Annotated in this window: 17 protein-coding genes and 1 pseudogene; 10 read left to right on the forward strand and 8 right to left on the reverse strand. The window is 70.2% G+C overall.

Going from position 1 to position 21,766, the window contains the following annotated elements; genetic code table 11:
- Positions 1 to 141 precede the first annotated feature (141 nt).
- Positions 142 to 2,733 carry a bifunctional FO biosynthesis protein CofGH gene (locus INP57_RS08780; protein WP_200069603.1) on the forward strand — a complete coding sequence of 864 codons (2,592 nt, stop codon included), beginning with the start codon at positions 142 to 144 and terminating at the stop codon, positions 2,731 to 2,733.
- 92 nt (positions 2,734 to 2,825) lie between these two features.
- Here the strand turns inward: INP57_RS08780 and scpC are convergent, their stop codons facing one another.
- Positions 2,826 to 4,340 (reverse strand): succinyl-CoA:acetate CoA-transferase ScpC, encoded by a 1,515-nt coding sequence (gene scpC / locus INP57_RS08785; RefSeq protein WP_200069604.1) that lies wholly within the window; start codon positions 4,338 to 4,340, stop codon positions 2,826 to 2,828.
- 580 nt (positions 4,341 to 4,920) lie between these two features.
- Between scpC and INP57_RS08790 the strand changes: the two are divergent.
- Positions 4,921 to 5,733: pseudogene (locus INP57_RS08790) on the forward strand (glycine/sarcosine N-methyltransferase); the annotation flags it as partial.
- 189 nt (positions 5,734 to 5,922) lie between these two features.
- On the opposite strand, the gene INP57_RS08795 reads toward INP57_RS08790, so the two are convergent.
- Positions 5,923 to 6,735, reverse strand: coding sequence for an IclR family transcriptional regulator domain-containing protein (locus INP57_RS08795; RefSeq protein WP_200069606.1), 813 nt, complete (start codon positions 6,733 to 6,735; stop codon positions 5,923 to 5,925).
- Positions 6,736 to 7,046: 311 nt separating this feature from the next.
- Between INP57_RS08795 and INP57_RS08800 the strand changes: the two genes are divergently transcribed.
- Positions 7,047 to 8,867: a pectate lyase-like domain-containing protein gene (locus INP57_RS08800; RefSeq protein WP_200069607.1), complete on the forward strand. Its 1,821-nt coding sequence runs from the start codon at positions 7,047 to 7,049 to the stop codon at positions 8,865 to 8,867.
- A gap of 60 nt (positions 8,868 to 8,927) precedes the next feature.
- On the opposite strand, the gene INP57_RS08805 is transcribed toward INP57_RS08800, so the two are convergent.
- Together INP57_RS08805 and INP57_RS29420 are read right to left on the reverse strand one after the other, a co-directional pair.
- Positions 8,928 to 9,764 carry an SAM-dependent methyltransferase gene (locus tag INP57_RS08805; RefSeq protein ID WP_200069608.1) on the reverse strand — a complete coding sequence of 279 codons (837 nt, stop codon included), beginning with the start codon at positions 9,762 to 9,764 and terminating at the stop codon, positions 8,928 to 8,930.
- Between the two features lie 161 nt (positions 9,765 to 9,925).
- Complete coding sequence (locus INP57_RS29420) at positions 9,926 to 10,363, reverse strand: MarR family winged helix-turn-helix transcriptional regulator (protein WP_200069609.1); 438 nt, start codon at positions 10,361 to 10,363, stop codon at positions 9,926 to 9,928.
- 157 nt (positions 10,364 to 10,520) lie between these two features.
- On the opposite strand from INP57_RS29420, the gene INP57_RS08815 reads away from it, so the two are divergent.
- Positions 10,521 to 10,682: a hypothetical protein gene (locus INP57_RS08815; RefSeq protein WP_200069948.1), complete on the forward strand. Its 162-nt coding sequence runs from the start codon at positions 10,521 to 10,523 to the stop codon at positions 10,680 to 10,682.
- Positions 10,683 to 10,756: 74 nt separating this feature from the next.
- On the opposite strand, the gene smpB is transcribed toward INP57_RS08815, so the two are convergent.
- Positions 10,757 to 11,269, reverse strand: coding sequence for an SsrA-binding protein SmpB (smpB, locus tag INP57_RS08820; RefSeq protein WP_200069610.1), 513 nt, complete (start codon positions 11,267 to 11,269; stop codon positions 10,757 to 10,759).
- Positions 11,270 to 11,438: 169 nt separating this feature from the next.
- On the opposite strand from smpB, the gene INP57_RS08825 reads away from it, so the two are divergent.
- The 3 genes from INP57_RS08825 to ykgO all read left to right on the forward strand — a co-directional run bounded on the left by INP57_RS08825 (position 11,439) and on the right by ykgO (position 13,764).
- The gene (locus tag INP57_RS08825) at positions 11,439 to 12,623 is read left to right on the forward strand and encodes a low temperature requirement protein A (RefSeq protein WP_233627187.1); all 1,185 of its coding nucleotides are present in this window, start codon (positions 11,439 to 11,441) and stop codon (positions 12,621 to 12,623) included.
- 106 nt (positions 12,624 to 12,729) lie between these two features.
- A complete protein-coding gene (locus INP57_RS08830; protein WP_200069611.1) occupies positions 12,730 to 13,587 on the forward strand; it encodes a hypothetical protein in 858 nt (285 codons plus the stop codon).
- A 54-nt stretch (positions 13,588 to 13,641) separates the two neighbouring features.
- The gene (ykgO, locus tag INP57_RS08835; protein WP_200069612.1) at positions 13,642 to 13,764 is read left to right on the forward strand and encodes a type B 50S ribosomal protein L36; all 123 of its coding nucleotides are present in this window, start codon (positions 13,642 to 13,644) and stop codon (positions 13,762 to 13,764) included.
- A gap of 199 nt (positions 13,765 to 13,963) precedes the next feature.
- On the opposite strand, the gene INP57_RS08840 is transcribed toward ykgO, so the two are convergent.
- Both INP57_RS08840 and INP57_RS08845 read right to left on the reverse strand, forming a co-directional pair.
- Positions 13,964 to 15,589 carry an amidohydrolase gene (locus INP57_RS08840; RefSeq protein WP_200069613.1) on the reverse strand — a complete coding sequence of 542 codons (1,626 nt, stop codon included), beginning with the start codon at positions 15,587 to 15,589 and terminating at the stop codon, positions 13,964 to 13,966.
- Positions 15,590 to 16,031: 442 nt separating this feature from the next.
- On the reverse strand, positions 16,032 to 16,616 hold the full coding sequence (locus INP57_RS08845) for an FxsA family protein (RefSeq protein ID WP_307849971.1): 585 nt from the start codon (positions 16,614 to 16,616) through the stop codon (positions 16,032 to 16,034).
- Between the two features lie 281 nt (positions 16,617 to 16,897).
- Here INP57_RS08845 and INP57_RS08850 point away from each other — a divergent pair, with 281 nt between their 5' ends.
- On the forward strand, positions 16,898 to 18,019 hold the full coding sequence (locus INP57_RS08850; RefSeq protein WP_200069615.1) for an SGNH/GDSL hydrolase family protein: 1,122 nt from the start codon (positions 16,898 to 16,900) through the stop codon (positions 18,017 to 18,019).
- A gap of 19 nt (positions 18,020 to 18,038) precedes the next feature.
- On the opposite strand, the gene INP57_RS08855 is transcribed toward INP57_RS08850, so the two are convergent.
- On the reverse strand, positions 18,039 to 18,689 hold the full coding sequence (locus INP57_RS08855; protein ID WP_200069616.1) for a TetR/AcrR family transcriptional regulator: 651 nt from the start codon (positions 18,687 to 18,689) through the stop codon (positions 18,039 to 18,041).
- 366 nt (positions 18,690 to 19,055) lie between these two features.
- On the opposite strand from INP57_RS08855, the gene INP57_RS08860 reads away from it, so the two are divergent.
- On the forward strand, positions 19,056 to 20,279 hold the full coding sequence (locus tag INP57_RS08860) for an oxygenase MpaB family protein (RefSeq protein ID WP_200069617.1): 1,224 nt from the start codon (positions 19,056 to 19,058) through the stop codon (positions 20,277 to 20,279).
- 169 nt (positions 20,280 to 20,448) lie between these two features.
- The gene (locus INP57_RS08865; protein WP_200069618.1) at positions 20,449 to 21,669 is read left to right on the forward strand and encodes an oxygenase MpaB family protein; all 1,221 of its coding nucleotides are present in this window, start codon (positions 20,449 to 20,451) and stop codon (positions 21,667 to 21,669) included.
- The last annotated feature ends 97 nt before the right edge of the window (positions 21,670 to 21,766 follow it).

Genomic DNA, 21,766 nt, shown 5'->3' on the forward strand with positions numbered 1-21,766 from the left:
TTGGGTAATACACCCGCGCAGTGCTTCCCGCAACCACTCGCAGCTTCCTGACCAGGATCAACACGCTGCATGACCGGATGGTCACCGGACTCGCCGCGCACGCGCTGGCGGCCTGCGAGCGAGTCGGCCTAGCGTGCCGGTATGTCTTCCGATGACGCCCCCACCTCCTCGGCGATGCGCCGCGCGCTGGCCCGCGCCCGCGACGGCAAGACGCTGGACCGGGACGAAGTGGCCGTGCTGCTGCAAGCCCGCGACGCCGATCTGGACAAGCTCACCGAACACGCCGCCAGGACCCGCGACGCCGGGTTGCGCGCGGTAGGCCGGGAAGGCGTGATCACCTACAGCCGCAAGGTGTTCATCCCGCTGACCAGGCTGTGCCGGGACCGCTGCGGCTACTGCACGTTCGTTACCGTGCCCGGCAAGGTCGAATCGCCGTACCTGTCGCCGGACGAAGTCCTCGAGATCGCCCGCGAAGGCGCGGCGATGGGATGCAAGGAAGCCCTGTTCACCCTCGGCGACCGGCCGGAGGACCGCTGGAGCGCGGCGCGCGACTGGCTCGACGCGCACGGCTACGACGACACGCTCTCCTACGTGCGGGCCATGTCGATCCGGGTGCTGGAGGAGACCGGGCTGCTGCCGCACCTCAACCCCGGGGTGATGGGCTGGCAGGACCTGCAGCGGCTCAAGCCGGTCTCGCCGTCGATGGGCATGATGCTGGAGACCACCGCCAGCCGGTTGTACACCGAGAAGGGCGGGCCGCACTACGGCTCCCCGGACAAGGACCCGGAGGTGCGGCTGCGGGTGCTCGACGACGCCGGGCGCAGCGCGGTGCCGTTCACCACCGGCATCCTGATCGGCATCGGCGAGGACCACGGCGAACGCGCCGACGCGATCTTCGCGATCCGCAAGGCCGCCCGCGCCTACGGCGGCATCCAGGAAGTCATCGTGCAGAACTTCCGCGCCAAGCCGAACACCAAGATGCAAGCGACGCCGGACGCGGACCTGCAGGAACTCGCCGCGACGATCGCCGCGACCCGGCTGGTGCTCGGCCCGAAGATGCGCATCCAGGCCCCGCCGAACCTGATCGGCGACGAGTACGCGCGGATGATCCGCGCGGGCATCGACGACTGGGGCGGGGTTTCGCCGCTGACCCCGGACCACGTCAATCCGGAACGCGACTGGCCGCAGATCGACGAGCTGGACCGGCTGACCGCGGATTCCGGTTTCCGGCTGCGCGAACGGCTCGCGATCTACCCGGAGTACGTGCGCGCGGGCGAACCATGGCTGGACCCGCGAGTGCGCTCGCACGTCGACGCGCTCGCCGAACCGGAGACCGGGCTGGCGCGCGAAGGCGCCGTGCCGGAAGGGATTCCGTGGCAGGAACCGGACGGCGGCTGGGAGCAGCTGGCGGGCACCGGCCGCACCGACCTGCACGTCGAAGTGGACACCGTCGGGCGCACCGGGGATCGGCGCAGCGACTTCGACTCGGTCTACGGCGACTGGTCCGAACTGGCCGAGCGGGTGCCGACGACACCGTCGCGGATCGACTCCGACTTGCGGGAAGCGTTGCAGCGCGCGGAAAAGGACCCGGCCGGACTGTCCGATGAGGACGCTCTCGCGCTGCTGCACGCGGACGGCGCGGAGCTGGACGCGCTGACCTCGCTGGCCGACGGGCTGCGCAGGGACGCCGTCGGGGACGACGTGACCTTCGTGGTCACCCGCAACATCAACTTCACCAATGTCTGCTACACCGGCTGCCGGTTCTGCGCGTTCGCGCAGCGGCGCACCGATGCCGACGCCTACACGCTGTCGCTTTCGCAGGTCGGCGAGCGCGTCGACCAGGCGTGGGAAGCGGGCGCGACCGAGGTGTGCATGCAGGGCGGCATCCACCCGGACATGCCCGGCACCGCGTACTTCGACATCGCGGGCGAGGTCAAGCGCAGGCAGCCGGGCATGCACCTGCACTCCTACAGCCCGATGGAGGTCGTCAACGGCGCCTCCCGCACCGATCTGTCCATCCGGGACTGGCTCGATCGCGCCCGGGAGTCCGGTGTGGACTCGATCCCAGGAACCGCGGCGGAGATCCTGGACGACGACGTCCGGTGGGTGCTGACCAAGGGCAAACTGCCCGCGTCGAGCTGGATCGAGGTGATCAGCACCGCGCACGAGCTCGGCATCCCGACCACGTCGACGATGATGTACGGGCACGTGGACACCCCCGAGCACTGGGTGGGGCACATCAAGCTGATCGCCGACCTGCAGCGGAAATCCCTGGAGAACAACGGGAAACCCGGCTTCACCGAGTTCGTGCTGCTGCCGTTCATCCACCAGAACTCGCCGATCTACCTGGCCGGGCTGGCGCGCGCGGGCACCACGCCGCGGGAGAACCGGGCGGTGCACGCGATGGCGCGGATCCTGCTGCACGGCCTGATCGACAACATCCAGTGCTCGTGGGTGAAGCTCGGCGTCGACGGCTGCCGGGACGTGCTCGCAGGCGGTGTGAACGACCTCGGCGGCACGCTGATGGAGGAGACGATCAGCCGGATGGCCGGGGCCGACAACGGCTCCTACAAGACCATCAGCGACCTGGAGACCATGGTCGCCCCGACCGGCAGGCCGCTGCGGCAGCGCACCAGCCTCTACGGCACCCCGGACGCCGACCGCGTCGAAGCGGCCCGCGCCAGCGACGGCGTCACCCCGGCCGTACGCCGCTCACTGCCGGTGGTCGGCTGAGCGCTGCACCTCGGCGCGAACGGACCGTCCGACCGCTCTTGCGGATCGGCGGTCCGTTCGCTCCGGCCGGAACCCCGGCCCCACCCGGCGGTTCAGCCCTGCCGCATCGTGCCGGTTCGGACGAAGCGGTGGTGCCAGGACAGGGATTCGTCGAGCAGGTGCGGCGTGTGCAGGCCGAACGAGTCGCGCTGTGCCCGTGCGAAGTAGTCGTGCAGCGCCGGGCGGAAGTCCGGGTGCGCGCAGTTGTCGATGACCACCCGCGCCCGCTCGGCGGGCGCGAGCCCGCGCAAGTCCGCGATCCCCTGCTCGGTCGCGATCACGTCCACGTCGTGCTCGGTGTGGTCGACGTGCGAGACCATCGGCACGATCGTCGAGATCGCCCCGCCCTTCGCGCTGGACGGCGTCACGAAGATCGACAGGTAGGCGTTGCGGGCGAAGTCGCCGGACCCGCCGATGCCGTTCTGCACCGAGCTGCCCATCAGGTGCGTGGAATTGACGTTGCCGTAGATGTCGGCCTCCACGATCCCGTTCATCGCCAGGCAGCCCAGCCGCCGCACCACCTCCGGATGGTTGCTGATCTCCTGCGGCCGCAGCACGATCTTGTCCCGGTAGTCGGCGATGCCGTCGTGGAACCGGTCGTCGGCAGCGGGGCTCAGCGACAGCGCGGTCGCCGATGCGGCGCGCAGCACGCCCGCGTCCAGCAGGTCCAGCATCCCGTCCTGGATGACCTCGGTGTAGGCGGTCAGGTCGCGGAACGGGCCGGTGCGCAACCCGTCCAGCACGGCGTTGGCGACGTTGCCGACGCCGGACTGCAGCGGCAGCAGTTCGCGCGGCAGCCGACCGGAGCGGACCTCCTCGCCCAGGAAGTCCAGCACGTGCCCGGCGATGCCGCGGGAGGTCGCGTCCGGCGGGCGGAACGCGGTGCCGCGGTCCGGTTCCTCGGTGCGCACCACCGCGACGATCTTGTCCTCGGGGCATTCCAGGTGCGGCGCACCGATCCGGTCCGACGGCCGGGTCAGCGGAATCGGCTTGCGCTGCGGCGGCAGGGCGGTGCCGTAGTAGATGTCGTGCATCCCTTCCATGCCATCGCCGTGCCGCTCGTTGAGTTCGACGATGACCTGGTCGGCCTGCTCGATCCAGGTCTTGTTGTTGCCCACCGAGGACGACGGGACCAGGTGCCCGTCCTCGGTGATCGCGGTGGCTTCGACGATCGCCACGTCGAGCCGCCCGAAGAAGCCCTGCCACACCCGCGGTGCCACGTGCGAGAGGTGCATGTCGGTGTAGCGCAGCGCGGCCGAGTTGATCCGGTCCCGGGTGACCGGGTCGGATTGGTACGGCAGCCGCAGGTCGATCCCGTCGGCTTCGGCGAGCACGCCGTCCACTTCGGGCGCGGTGGAGGCGCCGGTCCACAGCCCGATGCGCATCGGTTCGCCCGTCCGGTTGGCCTCGGCGATGCGCTGCGCCAGCGCGGCCGGGACCCGCTTCGGGTGGCCGGATCCGGTGAAACCGCTCATGCCGACGTTCGCGCCGGATTTGACCAGGTTCGCCGCCTCGACGGCACTGGTGAGCTTGCGCGCGATCCTCGGGTTGCGGATGCGTCCGGTCATGAATTCTCTCCGTTCAGCAGCATTGCCGTCGGCACCCTCCGGTGCGCGAACGGAAGAGTAGGAGCGGCTGTGATCCCGTAAACAGTGACGCGGGGCACAACGCGGTCGAACGCGGGGCCCGCGCAGTTTTCGGAAAGCGGCGATCGCAGCCCGCTGAGCTGCGCGGAAAACTCGTCGGGGAACGCTCCGGAAAACCTGCTCCCGGATCGGCGCGACGCGCCGGTGACCGCGCGGCGCATTCGCCCTCCGACACCTGCGATCGGAGCGCGAACGGCTCCCCGATCCGCCGGACGACCGCAGTCCGAGCCGTCCGGATCTGGCGAAAACACTGGTCAGACGACCGCGGCTGCGCCGGTCCCTGGCGCGCCGACGGCGCGGGCCGCCCACGACGCCCTTGCCCCGGGAAACGGATCACCTAGTGTCGAAAACGGCTCCGAGAACGAGAACCGCCGGATTCCGCGATCGGGCACGACGGAGCCACGAATCCACCGCGATCGCGATCGGCGACAAGGTGAGGAAAAGGAGCATGACGGCAAACGCGAGCGCCGCGGCGCACCGGCCCGACGAGCAGGTCGATTCCATTTCGCTGGACGAGCAGGTATTCGGCGACAACCCGCTGCAAGTCCGCGAATCCGACCACTACGCGCAGGAATACGTCGGCGGCATCGTGGACAAGTGGGACGAGCTGATCGACTGGGACAAGCGCGCCGAGAGCGAAGGCCGCTTCTTCGTCGACCAGCTCAAGGCGCGCGGCGTGGAATCCGTGCTCGACGTGGCGACCGGCACCGGGTTCCACTCGGTGCGGCTGCTGGAAGCGGGCTTCGAGACGGTCAGCGCGGACGGCAGCCCGCAGATGCTGGCCCAGGCGTTCCGCAACGGCCGCAGGCACGGCGGGCACGTGCTGCGCGTGGTCAATGCCGACTGGCGGTGGCTCAACCGGGACGTGCACGGCGAGTACGACGCGATCATCTGCCTGGGCAACTCGTTCACGCACCTGTTCTCCGAGCACGACCGGCGCAAGGCGCTGGCGGAGTTCTACGCGATGCTCTCCCACGACGGCGTGCTGATCATCGACCAGCGCAACTACGACGCGGTGCTGGACGGCACGTCCGGGGCCAACCAGACCTACTACTACTGCGGCGATCAGGTCTCGGCGAAACCGGACCACGTCGACGAGGGGCTGGCCCGCTACAAGTACACGTTCCCGGACGACACCGAGTACTTCCTGAACATGTACCCGCTGCGGAAGAACTACGTGCGCGGGCTGCTGCGCGACGTCGGTTTCCAGCGCATCGACACCTACGGCGATTTCCAGCAGACCGCCGCGGACGAGACGCCGGACTACTACATCCACGTCGCGGAGAAGACCTACCGCACCGCTGAGGAACTGGCCGAACTGGACGCGGACGCGCCGCGCTCCACGAGCTGAACCGGCACACCCCGCCACCGCCGGCCGGTCCCGCGCGGACCGGCCGGCGGACTCGCGGTCGTTCAAGTACAACTTTTTGATCTTTTGCTCGTCAGCGGCGGAGCCGCTGAGCAGTGGCCGTGCAAGCAACCGGCACCGCCGCGCAAATCATTCTCAAGGACTCTTCACTCGCAGATCCGCCTCGATGCGGGCGGCGGTGGTCAGCAACGGGGGCACGACCTCGCGACGCACCACGTCCGCGGACGCGCCGTGCTCGTCGAGCGAGACGTTCACCGCCGCGATCGCCCGGCCCGCCGGATCGCGCAGCGGCACCGCCACGCCGCGCAGCCCTTCCTCCAGCTCGCCGTCCGAGATCACGAAACCTTCCTTGCGCACCTTGGCCAGGTCGGCGTGCATCCCGTGCCGGGAGGTGACCGTGCGCGGCGTGACCGGGCGCAGCGACATCGCGCTGAGCCGCGCCTCCAGCCGCTCCGGCGCCAGGTCCGCCAGCAGCACCTTGCCCATCGAGGTCGCGTGCACCGGGAACCGGCTGCCGACCGGAATCGCCACCGACAGCAGCTTGGGGCTCGGCACCTGCGCCACGTAGCGGACGTCGTCGCCGTCGAGCACGCCGACCGCGGTCATCGCCTTGAGCTCCGCGGTCAGCCGCCGCAGGTGCGGCTCGGCGATCTGCGGCAGCGAACGCGTCGACAGGTAGGCGTGGCCGAACTCCAGGATCCGCGGCGCCAGCGCGTAGTGCCTGCCGTCGTGCTGCACGTATCCCAGGTCGATCAGCGTGAGCAGCAGCCGCCGCGCGCCGGCGCGGTCGAGTCCGCTGGCCTGCGCCACCTCGGTCAGCGTCAACTCCGGCTGCCGCTCGGTGAAGGTCCGCAGCACGCGGAACGCGCGCTCGACCGAGCGCACGAAGTGCGGGCCGGGTTCGTCGTGCCGGCCGGGATTTTCGTGGGAGCCGGGTTCTTCGCTCATCGCACCTGTGTCGTGGGACGGGCGCGCCTGCGGGTGCGCACCTGGTTCCGGTCCAGCTTAACAACCGATTGCACAGGCAAGGAGATCCGCGCCGCCGATTCTGGGATGAGTGGGAAAAAATCGCCGGGAATCCGGTGACGCGCGCACATCCTGCGTTCACATTCCCAGATGCGCGTCCGCGGCCTTGACACCCCGAAATGATCTCTTAAATTCCTTCGGAGCGCTCTCCTTAATCCTTTCCGGAGGCCTCGCACCGCAAGGACACCGATCACCGGCGCTCGACGCGCCGCAGCAGCGGACAGGCGAAACGCATGAAGACATCATCACGCCCGGGACGGGCCGCGCTGGCGCTGGTAGCCGGCTCCGCCCTCGTCGCCGGGCTCGTCAGCACCACCACGGCGGGTGCCGAGCCGGCACCCGCTCCCCCGGCACCGGCTCAGGCGGTGCGCGACACCGACCCGCAGAATCCGGACCTCGGACCGAACACCTACGTCGTCAAGCCGGACACCCCGCAGGGCGAGATGCAGTCCAAATTGGACGAAATCGCCAAGCGGCAGCACACCAACCAGTTCGGCGACGAGCGCGACGCGATCCTGTTCCAGCCCGGCGAGTACGACGCCGACGTGAACCTCGGCTTCAACACCCAGGTCGCCGGGCTCGGCATGTCCCCGGACGACGTGCAGCTCAACGGGCACGTGCGGGTCGAGGCCGACTGGTTGCAGCAGGGCGACGACCCGAACTACAAGGGCAACGCGACGCAGAACTTCTGGCGCTCGGCGGAGAACCTCGCGGTGACGCCGCCGTCCGGTGAGATCGAGCGGTGGGCCGTTTCGCAGGCCGCGCCCTACCGCCGGATGCACCAGAAGGGCCAGATGCAGCTGTGGGACGGCGGCGACGGCTGGGCCAGCGGCGGATTCATCGCCGACTCCAAAATCGACGGACTCGTCGAATCCGGCTCGCAGCAGCAGTTCCTCACCCGCAACAGCGAGCTGGCCGGTGGCTGGACCGGGTCGGTGTGGAACATGATGTTCACCGGCACGGCGGGCGCCCCGGCGCAGCACTTCCCCGACCCGTCGAACACGAACATCCCGGAAACCCCGAAGATGCGGGAAAAGCCGTTCCTGAACATCGACGACACGGGCAACTACAACGTGTTCGTCCCCGGCATCCGGGAGAACTCGTCGGGACCGAGCTGGGCGAACGGCGCGCCGGAGGGTGAGAACCTCTCGCTGGCGGACTTCTTCGTGGCCAAGCCGACGGACAACGCGGCCACCATCAACGCCGCGCTGGCCGAGGGCAAGCACCTGCTGTTCACCCCGGGCGTCTACCACCTGGACGACACGATCAACGTGACGAACCCGAACACGGTGGTGCTCGGCATCGGCATGACCACGCTCGTCCCGGACACCGGCAAGACCGCGGTGTCGGTGGCCGATGTGGACGGTGTGAAGCTCGCCGGGCTGCTCATCGACGCCGGTGAGCAGAACTCGCCTTCGCTGATGGACGTCGGCCAGGAAGGGGCGAACGCGAACCACGCGCAGAACCCGACCTCGCTGTCGGACGTGTTCTTCCGCGTCGGCGGCCCGCGGGCGGGCAAGGCGAGCACTTCGCTGCAGATCAACAGCAACGACGTCCTGCTGGACCACAGCTGGGTCTGGCGCGCCGACCACGGCGACGGGGTCGGCTGGGACGTCAACACCGCCGACACCGGTGTGATCGTCAACGGCGACAACGTCACCGCGCACGGGCTGTTCGTGGAGCACTACCAGAAGAACAACGTGGTGTGGAACGGAAACGGCGGCCGCACCTACTTCTTCCAGAACGAGATGCCCTACGACCCGCCGGATCAGGCGGCATGGGGCGAGAACGGCGGCTGGGCGGCCTACAAGGTCGGTGATCAGGTCACCGACCACGAAGGCTGGGGGCTCGGCAGCTACTGCTACTTCAACGTGAACCCGTCGATCACCGCGGCCCGCTCGTTCGAAGTGCCCGACAACCCCGGCGTGAAGTTCCACGACATGGTGACCGTCTCGCTGGGCGGGGTGGGAACGATCAACCGCATCATCAACGACATCGGTGAACCGGCCAACGCCGACCACCAGATCAGCTACCAGACCGAATTCCCGGGCTGATAGCCGGAGAACCGAGTGCGGGTGGCGGAGACGATCCGCCACCCGCATCTTCGCGTACCGCTAGGGTTTCTGGGCCACTGCGGCGAAGCACACCGCGTTCTCCGGGGCGCTCTCGTCCGACGGGTCGACCCCGACGAGGTCCGATCGCCATTCCGAGGTGTAGGTGACACCGGGGTCCAGCAGCTCCCAGCCGGTGAAGAAGCGGCGGAACTCCAGCTCTTCGCGGGCCACGAAACCGGGATTCTGGGTGTTCTCGTAGGACTTGATGAACTCGAGCGTCTGGGTGCGGACCGGCTCCGGCACACCGTCCACAGTGGCGTGGCTGATGGCGAGCCTGCTGCCGGAGGGCAACGCGGCCTTGTACCGCTCCAAGGCCGCTTCCGGATGCCGGCTGCCCGGCATGAAGTGCAGCAGCGCCACCGCAAGCACCCCGATGGGCCGGGTGAAGTCGAGCTGTTCGCGGGTGCCCGCGGCGGCGAGCACCTCTTCGGGCTCCAGGAAGTCACCGCGCACGACCGTGGTGCCGGGCACGTCCCGCAGCAGCTGCTCGGTCTGCGCCACGGCGACCGGCTCGTTGTCCACGTAGACGACCCGGGCGTGCGGATCGCGGTGTTGCGCCAGCTCGTGGGTGGCGCCGGCCGTCGGCAATCCCGCACCGAGGTCGAGGAACTGGTCGATCCCCGCGTCGAGCATCGTGTGCACGGCGCGGCGCAGGAAGGTGCGGTTCCAGCGGGCCACGTCGGCGATGTGCGGCAGTATCTCCTTGGCCCTGGCCACGAACTCGCGGTCCGCGGCGAAGTTGTGCGCACCGCCGAGGTACGCGTCGTAGACGCGGGCCGCGCTCGGCGTCTGCACGTCGACGCCTATTGCGCGCCAGCTGTCCTGATCATCGACCATTCACCCAAAGTAATGATCTTCGCCCGCGGCGACAAGAACGCGGCGCATCGATCGGCCCACACCTCGGGCGAGAAACCGCGCAGGACGCTGCGTCAGGCGCGATCCCGCGGTGAGACGGCGTGAGGTTGCGCTACCCGGACACCTGCGCAACCGGGCCGAACTCAGACAACTCCGCTGTCGCCGAGGCGGCGCAGCAGGCGGGTCAGCTCCGCGACGTCGTCCGGGTCCCAGCCGCCGAGCGCCGAGCGCCAGCGGTCCCGCTGGTCGGCCACCTGCGCGTCGACCTTCCGGTGCCCTTCGCCGGTGAGCACGACCAGCCGCGCCCGCGCGTCGCTCGGGTCCGGCACCCGCTCGGCGAGCCCGAGCCGCACCACCGCGTCGACCTGCCTGCTCACCGTCGACTTGTCCAGTTGCAGCGCCGCGGCCAGCGACGACATCCGCAGCGCGCCTTCCTTGCTGAGCAGCATCAGCAGCGGGTACGAGGTCGGATCCAGCTTCGGGTGCACCTGCCTGGCCAGTTCCCGCGTGGTGTGCCGTGCGCGGCGGATCAGCGCGCGCATCTCGTCTTCCAGCGCTGGAAGCAGTTCCTCCGACGACACCCTGACACCTCTTCCGTGCAAGAAACCGGCCGTACGATCGTAATCGCACCCCGTCGGGGCCGGGCGCGCGCCGGGCGGATCCCCGTGCTCGCCGGCCGCGCTCGGCCATGCATCCTGGTACTCCACAAGGAGCAACGCCGACCAGAGGAGAACGTCCGTGACTTCTCAGCACGACCCGCTGACCGACCCGTCCTACGACCCGAACCCCGGCGTGCCGGACCACGCCAAGGCCGAAGGCGCCGAGGTCGACCCGTTGATCGACCTGTCCCGCGACCCCAACCCGGGCGTGCCCGACCACGCCAAGCCGGACGAGGACTGACCGATCCGGCGACCGGCCGCGCGGAGATCGTTCGCGGCGGATGCCGGCCACGGCGCCATCCGCCGCCGGACGCTTTAGGTGGTGTAGCGCAGCGGGTCCGCAGGCCCCCGGCCGGGATGGCCCTTGAGCTGCCAGCCGATGCCGCGGGCCATCTCCCGCGCGGCGTCGCGCTCGGCGAGCGCGCGCCGCTTGTCCCAGCGCTTCTTGCCGCGGGCGAGTGCCAGCTCCACCTTCACCCAGCCGTCCCGGAAGTACATCGACAGCGGGACCAGCGAGATCCCGCTCTCCCGGACCCGGCCGGTCAGGCCGCGGATCTCCCTGGCGTGCAACAGCATCTTCCGCGTGCGGCGCGGTGCGTGGTTGGTCCAGCTGCCGCGCCCGTACTCGGCGATGTGCAGGTTGCGCAGCCACACTTCGCCGTAGTCCACGGTGCCGAACGCCTCGGCCAGCGAGGCGCGTCCCGAGCGCAGGCTCTTCACCTCGGTTCCGGCCAGCACGAGCCCGGCCTCGTAGGTGTCCAGGATCGTGTAGTCGTGCCGCGCCCTGCGGTTCGTCGTGATCACGGATCCGTTGCCGTGCTGGACCATGCCGCGAGCGTACTCCGCCGCGCGGGCCGCCTTCCGGCGCCGCGGCACCGGACAAAGTGGACTCCGAGGCGGAATTCCCGGTGACGCGCGTCGCCACGGACTGGACATCCGCCCGCGGCGCACCGAAGATCCCGCCGGACGCGAGCAACAGGTGAGGAGTCGCGCAGCGATGACCGACGGCCGGCAAAGTCGCCCCTGGTGGCGCACCATGACCGCCCGCGACCCGTGGCAGGAGCACCGGGCGGCGACTCCGCTGGAGCTGCTGTTCGACCTCTGCTTCGTGGCCGCGGTCTCGCAGGCCGCCACGATGCTGCACCACGCGCTCACCGAAGGGCACATCGGCACCGGCGTGCTCGGCTACTTCATGGTGTTCTTCGCAATCTGGTGGGCGTGGGTGAACTTCACCTGGTTCGCCTCCGCCTACGACACCGACGACGGCCCGTACCGGGTGCTGACGCTGGTGCAGATGGCCGGTGTGCTGGTGCTGGCAGCCGGGATTCCGGCGGCGCTGGACGAGTACGACTTCACCGTGATCACCTTCGGGTACGTGCTGATGCGCGTCGCGATGGTGGCGCAATGGCTGCGGGCGGCGCGGGAACATCCCGAAGGCCGCCCGGCGGCGCTGCGGTACGCGGCCGGGGTGACCGCGGTGCAGATCGCCTGGCTGCTGCGGCTGCTGCTGCCGCACCCGTGGGACTACGCCGGGTTCGCCGTGCTGGCGATCGCCGAGGTCGCGGTGCCCGCGTGGGCCGAGTCCGGCAACCGCCAGACCAGCTGGCACCCGGAGCACATCGCGGAGCGGTACGGGCTGTTCACCATCATCGTGCTCGGCGAGGCCATCCTCGGTGTCCTCAACGCGGTGAGCTCGGCGCTGACCGCGCAGGGACTCTCGACCGATCTGATGCTGACCACCGCGGGCGGGCTGGTGCTCGTGTTCGCGCTGTGGTGGATCTACTTCGTCGGCCAGAACACCCGGCTGCCGAACCTCAAAACCGCGTTGACCTGGGGTTACGGGCACTACCTGCTGTACGCGGCGGTGGCCGCGCTGGGCGCCGGGCTGGAGGTCGCGGTGGACGCCACGCAGCACCACGCGCACATGTCCGAGCAGACCGCGGCACTGGCCGTCGCGGTTCCGGTGGCCGGGTACCTGCTGGTGATCGGGCTGCTGCACGGGCTCACCCGCGCCGGGACCGCCACGGCGTGGATCGTCGGGGGCAACATCGTCGTCGTGCTGCTGCTGGCCGCGGCGGCCGGTCCGCTCGGCCTGGGCGGGACCGTGCTGGCGATGGGAGTGGTGACGGCGGCTTCGCTGGCGGTGAACCTCGCGCGCGCTCATCGGCAGGCGGTGCGTTGATCACGTTCCGGTGACATTCGGGCGACGCGAGCTCGTGCGTGCATGAGCGGAGGTGCCGGACTGCTGCACTCCCGGTGATCGAATCCGACCTCGGGAAGGATCTCCGGTGCCGCATTCCGCTTCCACCGCGCTCGATCGGCCGAACGCGTTGCGCAGGGCCGCGCTGGCGCTGCTGGTGCCACTGCTGTTGCTGCTCGGTTGCCCGGCGGGTGCGGCCACCGCGCGCGATGCGCGGGCATGCGCGTCCACTCTGGACTGTTCGGCGGCCGAGCTGGACGCGCTGCCGATGGCCGAGCGGCTGGTGTTCGTGCGCGCGGTGCAGGATCGCGTCGCGGCCGAGTACATCCCCGGTTTCCGGCACTGGCGCAACATCGAAGGCATCGTCCGGTTCTTCGCCGAGAACTCCTTCGGCGCGCCCGGCAGCTGGGTCTCGCACGTCGATGCGGGGATTCTGGAGGGGATCGAGCGCGGCACCGCGATCGCGCTCGGCGTCTCGGCCGACGGCTTCGGCAATCCGGGCTCGCCGTTGTGGGCCGAGTACCTGCGCCGGTTGCACGACGGCGAGCTCACCGACCGGTGGGTGCACGATCCGGCCTGGGGAAACGCGGAGCAGGCATCGACCGAGCACGGCGTCCGGATCGCCGAAGCGCACGGCGCCCGGCCGAGCCGGGTGGACCGCGACATCTACGAGTTCTCCGAGCTGTACCGGTGGATGCTGCGCAATCCGCAGCAGGCGCTGCTCGCGCTGAACCAGGCGTCGCTGGATACCACCGGGCTGCCGGTTCCGCCCGCGGACTTCCTGCGCTGGTTCACCGACGTGACGATCTCGGAGCCGACCTACCGGGGCGCGCACGTGGCCCGCGACATCGCGCTGCCCGACCCGGTCTCGGCGCCGTTCAGCGCGGCGCAGCTGCTGCTCGCGTACGCACCGGAGCTGCTCGGCGCGGGCACCAGCACCAATTGAAAACCGTTTTCGTTAGGCTTGGGCGGCGATGACCGCACGAGCCGAGGAGGACGGATGAAGGTCCGCTCATCGATCAAGTCGCTGAAGAACAAGGAGGGCTCGCAGGTGGTGCGCCGCCACGGCAAGCTCTTCGTGATCAACAAGCGCAACCCGCGCTGGAAGGGCCGCCAGGGCTGAGCGAGCTGAGCGAACGGACCGTTCGTCCCAATAGATCGGGCCAACGGTCCGTTCGCTCCGAACACCCGGGCGCTCGCCGACACGGGCGGGGCCCGAAGCAGTGGGAGCCGGTTGAGTTAGCGGACCGTTCGACCGGCTGGAACGGGCGAACGGTCCGCTCACTTGCGGCGAAGCGGGGCGGAAAGCGGGCCACCGGCCACTATGGACAGAGAGCGTCCACTTCGTCGGGCTCGCGCACGTAGATGGTCCGGCCGCGCAGGACGGTGCGCTGGCAGCGCGGCAGCGGCGCGCCGGGGCTCAGGTCCGGCAGCGCGGGAACACCCGCCCGCGGGTCGGTCGACCAGCGCTGCACCCGCGAATCCGGTGCCGTCACGACCAGATCGCCGGTCTCCCACACCGCGTAAGTCGCCGGTGCGCCCGGCATCAGCGCCCCCGTCACCCCGTCGTCGAGACCGGCGGCACGCCAGCCGCCGCGGGTGTGCGCGGTGAACGCGGCGCGCGGTGAGATGCCGAAACCTTCCGTGCGGTGGTGCACCGCGGCACGCACCGAAGCCCACGGGTCGACCGGGGTCACCGGTGCGTCCGAGCCGAGCGCCAGCAGGATCCCGTTCGACGCCAACGCCGAGAACGGGTTCAACCGCGTGCCGCGCTGCACCCCGAGCCGCTGCGCGTACATGTCCGACGGACCGCCCCAAGCCGCGTCGAACGCGGGCTGCACCGATGCGGCCACCCCGAACGACCCGAGCTGCGCGGCCTGCTCCGGGCCGACCATCTCCAGGTGCTCCAGGCGGTGGCGCATGCTCGCCAGCGCGGGCACTCCCAGCACTTTCGCGGCGCGGCGGAAGCCCTCGCAAGCCTCGGCCACCCCGGCGTCACCGATGACGTGGAAACCGGCCTGCAACCCGTTCCTGGTGCACTCGACGAGGTGCTCGGCCACCGCCTCGGCGTCCAGGTAGAGCACGCCGGACGTGGTCGGATCGTCGTTGTAGGGCGCTCCGAGCGCGGCCGTGCGCGAGCCCATCGCGCCGTCGATGAACAGGTCGCCGCCGAGGCCCCGCACCCCGAGCTCGCGTGCGGTGTGCAGCGCGCCGAGCTCGCCCCAGTAGCCGACGACCTCCGGCAGATCACCCCGCGCGGACAGCGCCATCAGGTCGGCGAGGTCGTCCTCACCGGAGATGTCCGGTCCGGCGCACTCGTGCACGCTGGCCACGCCGTGCGCGGCCGCGTGCCGCAGGAAAGCCAGCTGCGCCTCGCGGCGCTGGGCCACGCCGAGCGATTCCCTGGCCGCGCTGCGCGCGTGGTGGTGGGCCACCCGGGTCAGCGGACCTTCGCCGCTCCAGCCCTCGGCGCCGCGGGCCAGCGGTGCGCGATCGATCAGGGCGGTGGAAACCAGCGCGGAGTGCACGTCGATCCGCGAGAGGTACACCGGCGCCCCGCCGCAGGCGCTGTCGATCTCGGAGCGGGTCGGCGGGCGGCGCTCCGGCCACCACGTCTCGTCCCAGCCGTGCCCCCACACCAGCGCGCCGGGGTGTTCCTCGACGTGATCGCGCAGCGCGTGCAGGAACTCCGTCAGCGAAGCGCACCCGGTCAGGTCGAGGCCGTTGAGCAGCAGGCCCGAGGAAGTGGCGTGCACGTGGGCGTCGACGAACGCGGGCGTGACGAACGCACCGCCGAGATCGACTACCTCCGCCTCGGGGTGCAGCGCACGGCCGACCCGGTCGGACCCGACCCAGGCGACGGTGCCGTCGATGACGGCCATCGCGGTGGCGTCGGCGTCGGCGGGTGAGTGGATCCGCCCCCCGAGCAGCAACGTGGTCTCGGACATGTCCCTGTGTGTTCCCTGTCCTGGGGATCTCCCCCGGCTTCGCTTCCTGGCGGCGCTGAGCTGATCGAGCCTACGGCCCGAACGGCCCCCACCGGATCCCGGCCCCCTCGCGGCCGGTCCCGCAACAGCGGGTGCGGCACCCCTCCTCGTCCTCGCCGGCGACCGGACCCGCAACCGGGCCGGACGCGCTCGGCCGCGCACGGCGAAGTCCCCGCCGCGCCTGACCGGAACGAAGCTCCCACACCCCGGACCGGCCGAGCAGCGGCCGACCTGCTCGCACCCGGCGGCACCTGGACAGGTGCACCGCATCGACGAGCCGCGCCGTGCGCCACCGTGGCCGGAACCGGGCAGCACCAGCCGAGGGTTGCTGCCGACTCCGGCCACGATCGTTCCGGGAAGCTTACCCGCAGTGCTCGCGCCGCTGAGAGCCGCGGCGGGCGGTTCAGCGCGCTGCGTCCCCGCGCGGACGCTCTGCCTGGTCGGACGTGCCCAGCGAGGGGTTGTTCTGCGGCGGGATGTCGTCCTCACTGACCGAGACGACCTCGCCGTCGATCACGTCACCGTCGTTGTTCGCCCGCGAACCGCCGGGCGAACCGGTCGCGAATCCGGCGCCCCATCCCGGTGCGGCCCACCCCGGAGCCGCGCCCGTGCGCACCTGCTCGCGCACCCGCTGCGCCCGGCGCTCCGCGCTGCGCTGCATCCAGCGGCGCAGCAGCGCGCGGGTGGGCGGCAGCAGGCACAGCAGCCCGAGCACGTCGCTGACGAAACCGGGCAGCACGATCAGCGCGCCGCCGGCGACGATCAGCACCCCGTCGGACAGTTCCCGCTCAGGCGGCCTGCGCAGCTTCGCGGCCTCGTTGAAGGCGCGCAGCGTGCGGGCGCCTTCGCGGCGCATCAGCCAGCTGCCGAGCACGCCGCCGGCCAGCAGCAGCCCGATCGTGGGCAGCACACCGACCGCGTTGCCGACCAGCACCAGCACGCTGATCTCGACGAGGCCGATGGCCAGCAGCAGCAGGAGTATGGGCACTGCAAACCTCCGCAAGCGGGGAAACCCCGGCAGACAGCTACTTCTCCCTGTGTTCAACGCACCGGTGTCCGATTTTTCTCCCGATCCGCGCGGCGAACTTGCCGGAGTGTTGCGATCGCCACCCCGGCGAGCCCGCCTCCCCCGCCCGCAGCGGGACCGCAACTTTCGCATGCGGACGAACGCGCAGGTCAGCGGGGCCTCCCTGCCGGTCGCGCCGGGCTCGGCGAGTTCGGCACCGCCACGGGCGATGGCTTCATCAACACCGCATAGACTGCTCGCCGATGCGGGCGCACAAGTCGAGATTCCTCGCACTGCTGGCGGTCTGCGGCGTCCTGGCGCTCGCGATCCTGGTCAGCGATCAGAACGTGCCGAGCCTGCCGCAGCAGCCGGAGCGGTTGCCCGCCGCGGTGGTCACGCTCGGCGACAGCACGCTGTCCGGCGAAGGCGGCGGCAACTACGAGGCGGGCACCAACGGCGCCAACGACGACTGGTGCCACCGATCGCCCGCCGCGGCGGTGCACCAGCTGCAGCTGCCGCCGGGGGTGAGCCGGTTCAACCTGGCCTGCTCGGGGGCGCAGGCGAAGCTGGTCGGCCTGCAGCCCAGCCCGGAGCACGCCGAGGGCTCGCAGGCCGCCCGGCTGGCCGAGCTCGCCTCCCGCTACCGGATCACCGACGTCGTGGTGCAGGTTGGCGCGAACGACGATCCGGGTTTCACCGACGCGGTCAACCGGTGCGTGCAGGCGTGGGCGCGGCGGGTGCCGGGCGGCTGCTCGGCACAGCTGAGCAAGACCTGGCCGCAGCGGGTGGAGCAGATGCGGCCCAAGGTCGTCTCGGCGCTGCGGGACGTGCGCTCGGTGATGGAGCAGGCGGGCTACACGCCGCAGAGCTATTCGCTGGTCGTGCAGTCCTACGCTTCGCCGGTCGGCCCGGAGATCGCCCCGCAGCTGCAGAACCTGTCCGGCTGCCCGTTCCAGACCGGTGATCTGAGGTGGATCAGGGACACCGGTGTGCCGCAGCTGTCCGAGGGGCTGCGGAAAGCCGCAGGCGCGGTCGACGCGCGGTTCCTCGACCTCTCGCGCGCCGGTGTCGGGCACGAGGCGTGCACCGGTCCGTCACCGCAACAGGGGCAGCCGCAACAGGTTCCGCCGGGGCAGGCGTCGCCCGCCGGGCAGGGCGAGGAGTGGTTCACCCGGCTCACGGTGGATTGGGAGAGCCTGCAGTACGACGACCGCGCCCCGCACGCGATGCAGGAGTCGTTCCACGCCAACGCCGCCGGACACGCCCAGCTGGGCGGTTGCCTCAGCCAGTTCCTGAACGACGACGCCCGGCGCGCGGCCTGCCTGCCGGACCGGCGCGGCGATCTGCAGGCCGTTCCGGAGGACGCGCGGGTTCCCGCGCCCTGAGCCGTGCGCGCGCCGCGGGTCAGGGCGCGGACGGTTCCAGCATCGGCACCAGGAACCGGCGGGCGACGGCGCGGACCTGCTCGTCGTCGTCGATGTCGACGAGCTCGCTGGGAATGACCAGGAACGACGCCGAGACGCGGACCATCATCTCGGCGACGAGGTCCACGTCGACCGCCGCGGCGACGTGGCCGGCGGCCTGTTCGTGCCGGAGCTGGCCTGCCAGGAATCGCCGCACGGTGGCCAAGGTCCGGCCGCCGTCGTTGATCATCGAGGGCACCAGCAGGTCCGGCTCGGCCTCCATCAGGCCGCCGATCAGCGGATTGCCGCGGATGGCGCGCAGCGCGCTGGCGAATCCGAGCTCGACCCGGTCGGCGGCGGTCGCGGCCTGCGCGATGTCGGTGCGGAACCGGTCGAAGTACCAGCGGAACTCGCGGCGCACCACGTGCTCGACCAGCGCGTCCTTGGTGGTGAACCGGCGGTAGACGGTGATCCTGGAGACCCCGGCGCGGCGCGCCACGTCCTCCATCGTGGATCGGCGGATGCCCATTCGGCAGAACTGCTCGTACGCGGCGTCGAGCAGGCGCGCAGTGGTCTCGTCGGTGTCCTCGACGGGGTCGTCGGCCTCGGCGAACGCGCGTTCCAGCAGCGAGTCCGAGTCCTGCGGCGTCATGCAGCCGGACGGTACAGGTTCCACGGTGTCCTTCCTCGGCGCCCGGGAAGGACCCGGTGCCCATGGCTGGTGCCGGAAAGCCCGCGGCCGTTCCGGTCGGGTTCTCGCTACTGGCGGCCTGGCCGCACGGCGCACGCGGTTCGCGTGGCCTGGAGCCGGTGCAGTGCGAATGCTCTTTCTGGCCCCGCTGCTGTTCGCCGCATCGCAGGTACGGGTGATCTGTCGATTTCCAGTGCGGACGGAATTCGAAACGGGATCGGTCTCGGGGGCTGGTGTTCGGGATCGTCTTGTGCTTCCCTATGATACGCCGATCTGGTTCGTGTATCACCGTATCAATCAGCTGTTCCCGGGCTCAAGGATCAGGACATGAATGAATTCAGCAGACGCAAGGTGTTGGCTTCCGGCGGAGCCCTGGGCGCGTTGGGCGCGCTGGGCATGGCATCGCCCGCGATGGCGTGGACGTGGTCGCCGAGCGGTTCGATCGCGGGCACCGGGGCGGGCGCCGACCCGAGCTGGGTCTGGGACCAGGAGGCCGACCCGCTGCTCGCGTCGCTGCTCGATCGGGACGACGTGCCCGAGGTCAACCGCCTGTTGTGGGACTGGACGCGCAACGACCAGGAGCTGCCGCGCGAGCTCCCGCAGGACCTGCGGGCGTTCATGGAACGGGCGCGCCAGCTGCCGCCATGGGCGGACCAGCGGAAGCTGGAGCTCGCGGCGGAGTTCAACAAGTCCAGGGGGATCTACCTCAACCTGCTCAACGGGGTCGGCGGCGGCATGTTGAGCACCGCCATCCCGAAGGAAGCCCGCGCGGTCTACTACTCCAAGGGCGGCGCGGACATGGAGGACCGCGTCGCCAAGACGAGCATCCTGGGATTCGCCGTCGGCGACCCGAACGCCTACCGGCCCGACGGGTCCGTCGTGGTGGAAGCGGTCAAGACCCGGCTGGTGCACGCGGCCGTGCGGCACCTGCTGCAGCAGTCCCCCGGCTGGAAGCAGACCAGCCGCGGCCAGCGGATCCCGATCAGCCAGGAGGACATGCTCGTCACCTGGCACACGCTGCCGACCTTCGCGATGCGCCGGATGCTCGACTGGGGCGTGCCGATCACCCGGGCCGAGTCCGACGCGTACCTGCACGTCTGGCAGGTGACCGCCTATCTGCTCGGCATCCGCGAGGAGTACATCCCCGCCACCTGGAATGCCGCCTACGCCCAATCCGACCAGGTCCTCGGCCGGAACATGGGTCCGACGCCGGAAGGCGTCGAGCTGACCGACGTCCTGCTGGGCCAGCTCGCCGAGCAGACCAGCCCGCCGCTCGGGGTCACCCGGCCGCTGTGCAACGCCCTGGCCAGGTACCTGGTGGGCGATCAGGTCGCCGATTGGGACGCGATCCCGCGGGAGCCGGTCTGGGAACCGCTGATCAACGAGGCGTGGCCGCTGCTGGTGAAGTTCCGGGAGAACCTCGTTCCGCTGCCCGCGGTGCCCGAAGTCGCCTGGACCATCGACGAAGCCGCGCGCCAGTACATCCTCTTCTACCTCACCAAGGGCAAGGAAACGAAGATCGATATCCCCACGATCAACCGTCCCAGGTGAGCGCGTAGGTCCGTTCGAGCGCGCCGCAGCGGGCCCTTCCGGCGATTCGCCGGACCTTTTCGCCCGCACGACGCCGTGCGCACTGGTCATTCCGCTGGTTCTCGCGCGATGAGGACCTTCGATTTCCGCAAATTTCGCAATCCGTGGAACTCAAGGAGGAGTTCAGGAAATGAGCGAACTCAGCAGGCGCAAATTATTGGCTTCCGGTGGTGCCTTGGGCGCGCTCGGCGCACTGGGCATGGCCAGCCCCGCGGCGGCGTGGACGTGGTCGCCGAGCGGTTCGGTCGTGGGCACCGGCACCGGTGCCGACCCGAGGTGGGTCTGGGACGAGGTGGCCGACCCGCTGGTCGGCTCGCTGCTCGACCGCGGTGCAGTGCCCCGGGTCAACGAGCTGCTGGCGCAGTGGACCAAGAACGGCCAGGAGCTGCCGAAGGGGCTTCCCGCCGAGCTGCGCGACTTCATCGAGAACGCCCGGCAGCGCCCGGAGTGGGTCGACGACCGCAAGCTCGACCTCGCGTACCAGTTCAACGAGAAGCGCGGGCTCTACCTCGGCGTCCTGTACGGGATGGCCAGCGGCATGATGAGCACGGTCATCCCGAAGGAGGCGCGGGCGGTCTACCACTCCTACGGCGGGGCCAACATGAAGGACCGCATCACCAAGACCGCCAAGCTCGGATACGACATCGGCACCCCGAACGCCTACGCCGACGACGGCGAGATGATCGTCACCTGCGTCAAGACCCGGCTCACCCACGCCGGCGTGCGCAACCTGCTGCCGAAGTCGCCGCACTGGAGCCAGGTCGCGCCCGAGGACATCCCGATCAGCCAAGCGGACATGATGGTCACCTGGCACAGCCTGGCCACGACGGTCAACCGGAAGATGGTCGAGTGGCAGGTGCCGATCCCGGTCGAGGAGTCCGAGGCGTACCTGCACTCGTGGCAGATGTGCGCGCACATGCTCGGCATCGACGACGAGTACATCCCGGCTTCCTGGGACGAGGCGAACTCGCAGGCCGATCAGGTGCTCACGCCGGTGCTGGCGCCGACGGCCGAAGGTGTCAACCTGGCCGACATCCTGATGGACTTCGGCAAGGAGATCGACGGCACCATCCTGAGCAGGCCGGTCATCGGCGCGCTGACCCGGTTCATGCTCGGCGATCAGGTCGCCGAGTGGCTGATGATCCCGCCGGAGCCGGTCTGGGACCCGTTGCTGAAAACGTTCTGGGGCCCGTTCATCGCCGTCCGCGAAGGCCTGCTCGACGTCTTCCCCGGCACCGACCAGGTCTACTGGGCGTTCGACGAGATCATCCGGCAGGCGGTGCTGCTGTTCCTGTCCAAAGGGGACTACCCGATCAGCATCTCGATCCCCACCGGAAACCGGCCTTCCTGAGTCCACAACGGACGACTCGCGCGATCGCAGGTCGCAGCGGGAGGAGAGCGGAACCGACAGCGGCGAGATCGATGCCGATGGACCGCAACCCGGCATC

The sequence above is a fragment of the Saccharopolyspora galaxeae genome (genome assembly GCF_016526145.1).
GTDB classification, from domain to species: Bacteria; Actinomycetota; Actinomycetes; order Mycobacteriales; family Pseudonocardiaceae; genus Saccharopolyspora_C; species Saccharopolyspora_C galaxeae.

Coding starts and splice junctions, on each gene's coding strand:
- INP57_RS08780 (WP_200069603.1), top strand. CDS start 142: ATGTCTTCCGATGACGCCCCCACCTCCTCGGCGATGCGCCGCGCGCTG.
- scpC (WP_200069604.1), bottom strand. CDS start 4,340: ATGACCGGACGCATCCGCAACCCGAGGATCGCGCGCAAGCTCACCAGT.
- INP57_RS08795 (WP_200069606.1), bottom strand. CDS start 6,735: ATGAGCGAAGAACCCGGCTCCCACGAAAATCCCGGCCGGCACGACGAA.
- INP57_RS08800 (WP_200069607.1), top strand. CDS start 7,047: ATGAAGACATCATCACGCCCGGGACGGGCCGCGCTGGCGCTGGTAGCC.
- INP57_RS08805 (WP_200069608.1), bottom strand. CDS start 9,764: ATGGTCGATGATCAGGACAGCTGGCGCGCAATAGGCGTCGACGTGCAG.
- smpB (WP_200069610.1), bottom strand. CDS start 11,269: ATGGTCCAGCACGGCAACGGATCCGTGATCACGACGAACCGCAGGGCG.
- INP57_RS08825 (WP_233627187.1), top strand. CDS start 11,439: ATGACCGACGGCCGGCAAAGTCGCCCCTGGTGGCGCACCATGACCGCC.
- ykgO (WP_200069612.1), top strand. CDS start 13,642: ATGAAGGTCCGCTCATCGATCAAGTCGCTGAAGAACAAGGAGGGCTCG.
- INP57_RS08840 (WP_200069613.1), bottom strand. CDS start 15,589: ATGTCCGAGACCACGTTGCTGCTCGGGGGGCGGATCCACTCACCCGCC.
- INP57_RS08850 (WP_200069615.1), top strand. CDS start 16,898: ATGCGGGCGCACAAGTCGAGATTCCTCGCACTGCTGGCGGTCTGCGGC.
- INP57_RS08855 (WP_200069616.1), bottom strand. CDS start 18,689: ATGACGCCGCAGGACTCGGACTCGCTGCTGGAACGCGCGTTCGCCGAG.
- INP57_RS08860 (WP_200069617.1), top strand. CDS start 19,056: ATGAATGAATTCAGCAGACGCAAGGTGTTGGCTTCCGGCGGAGCCCTG.
- INP57_RS08865 (WP_200069618.1), top strand. CDS start 20,449: ATGAGCGAACTCAGCAGGCGCAAATTATTGGCTTCCGGTGGTGCCTTG.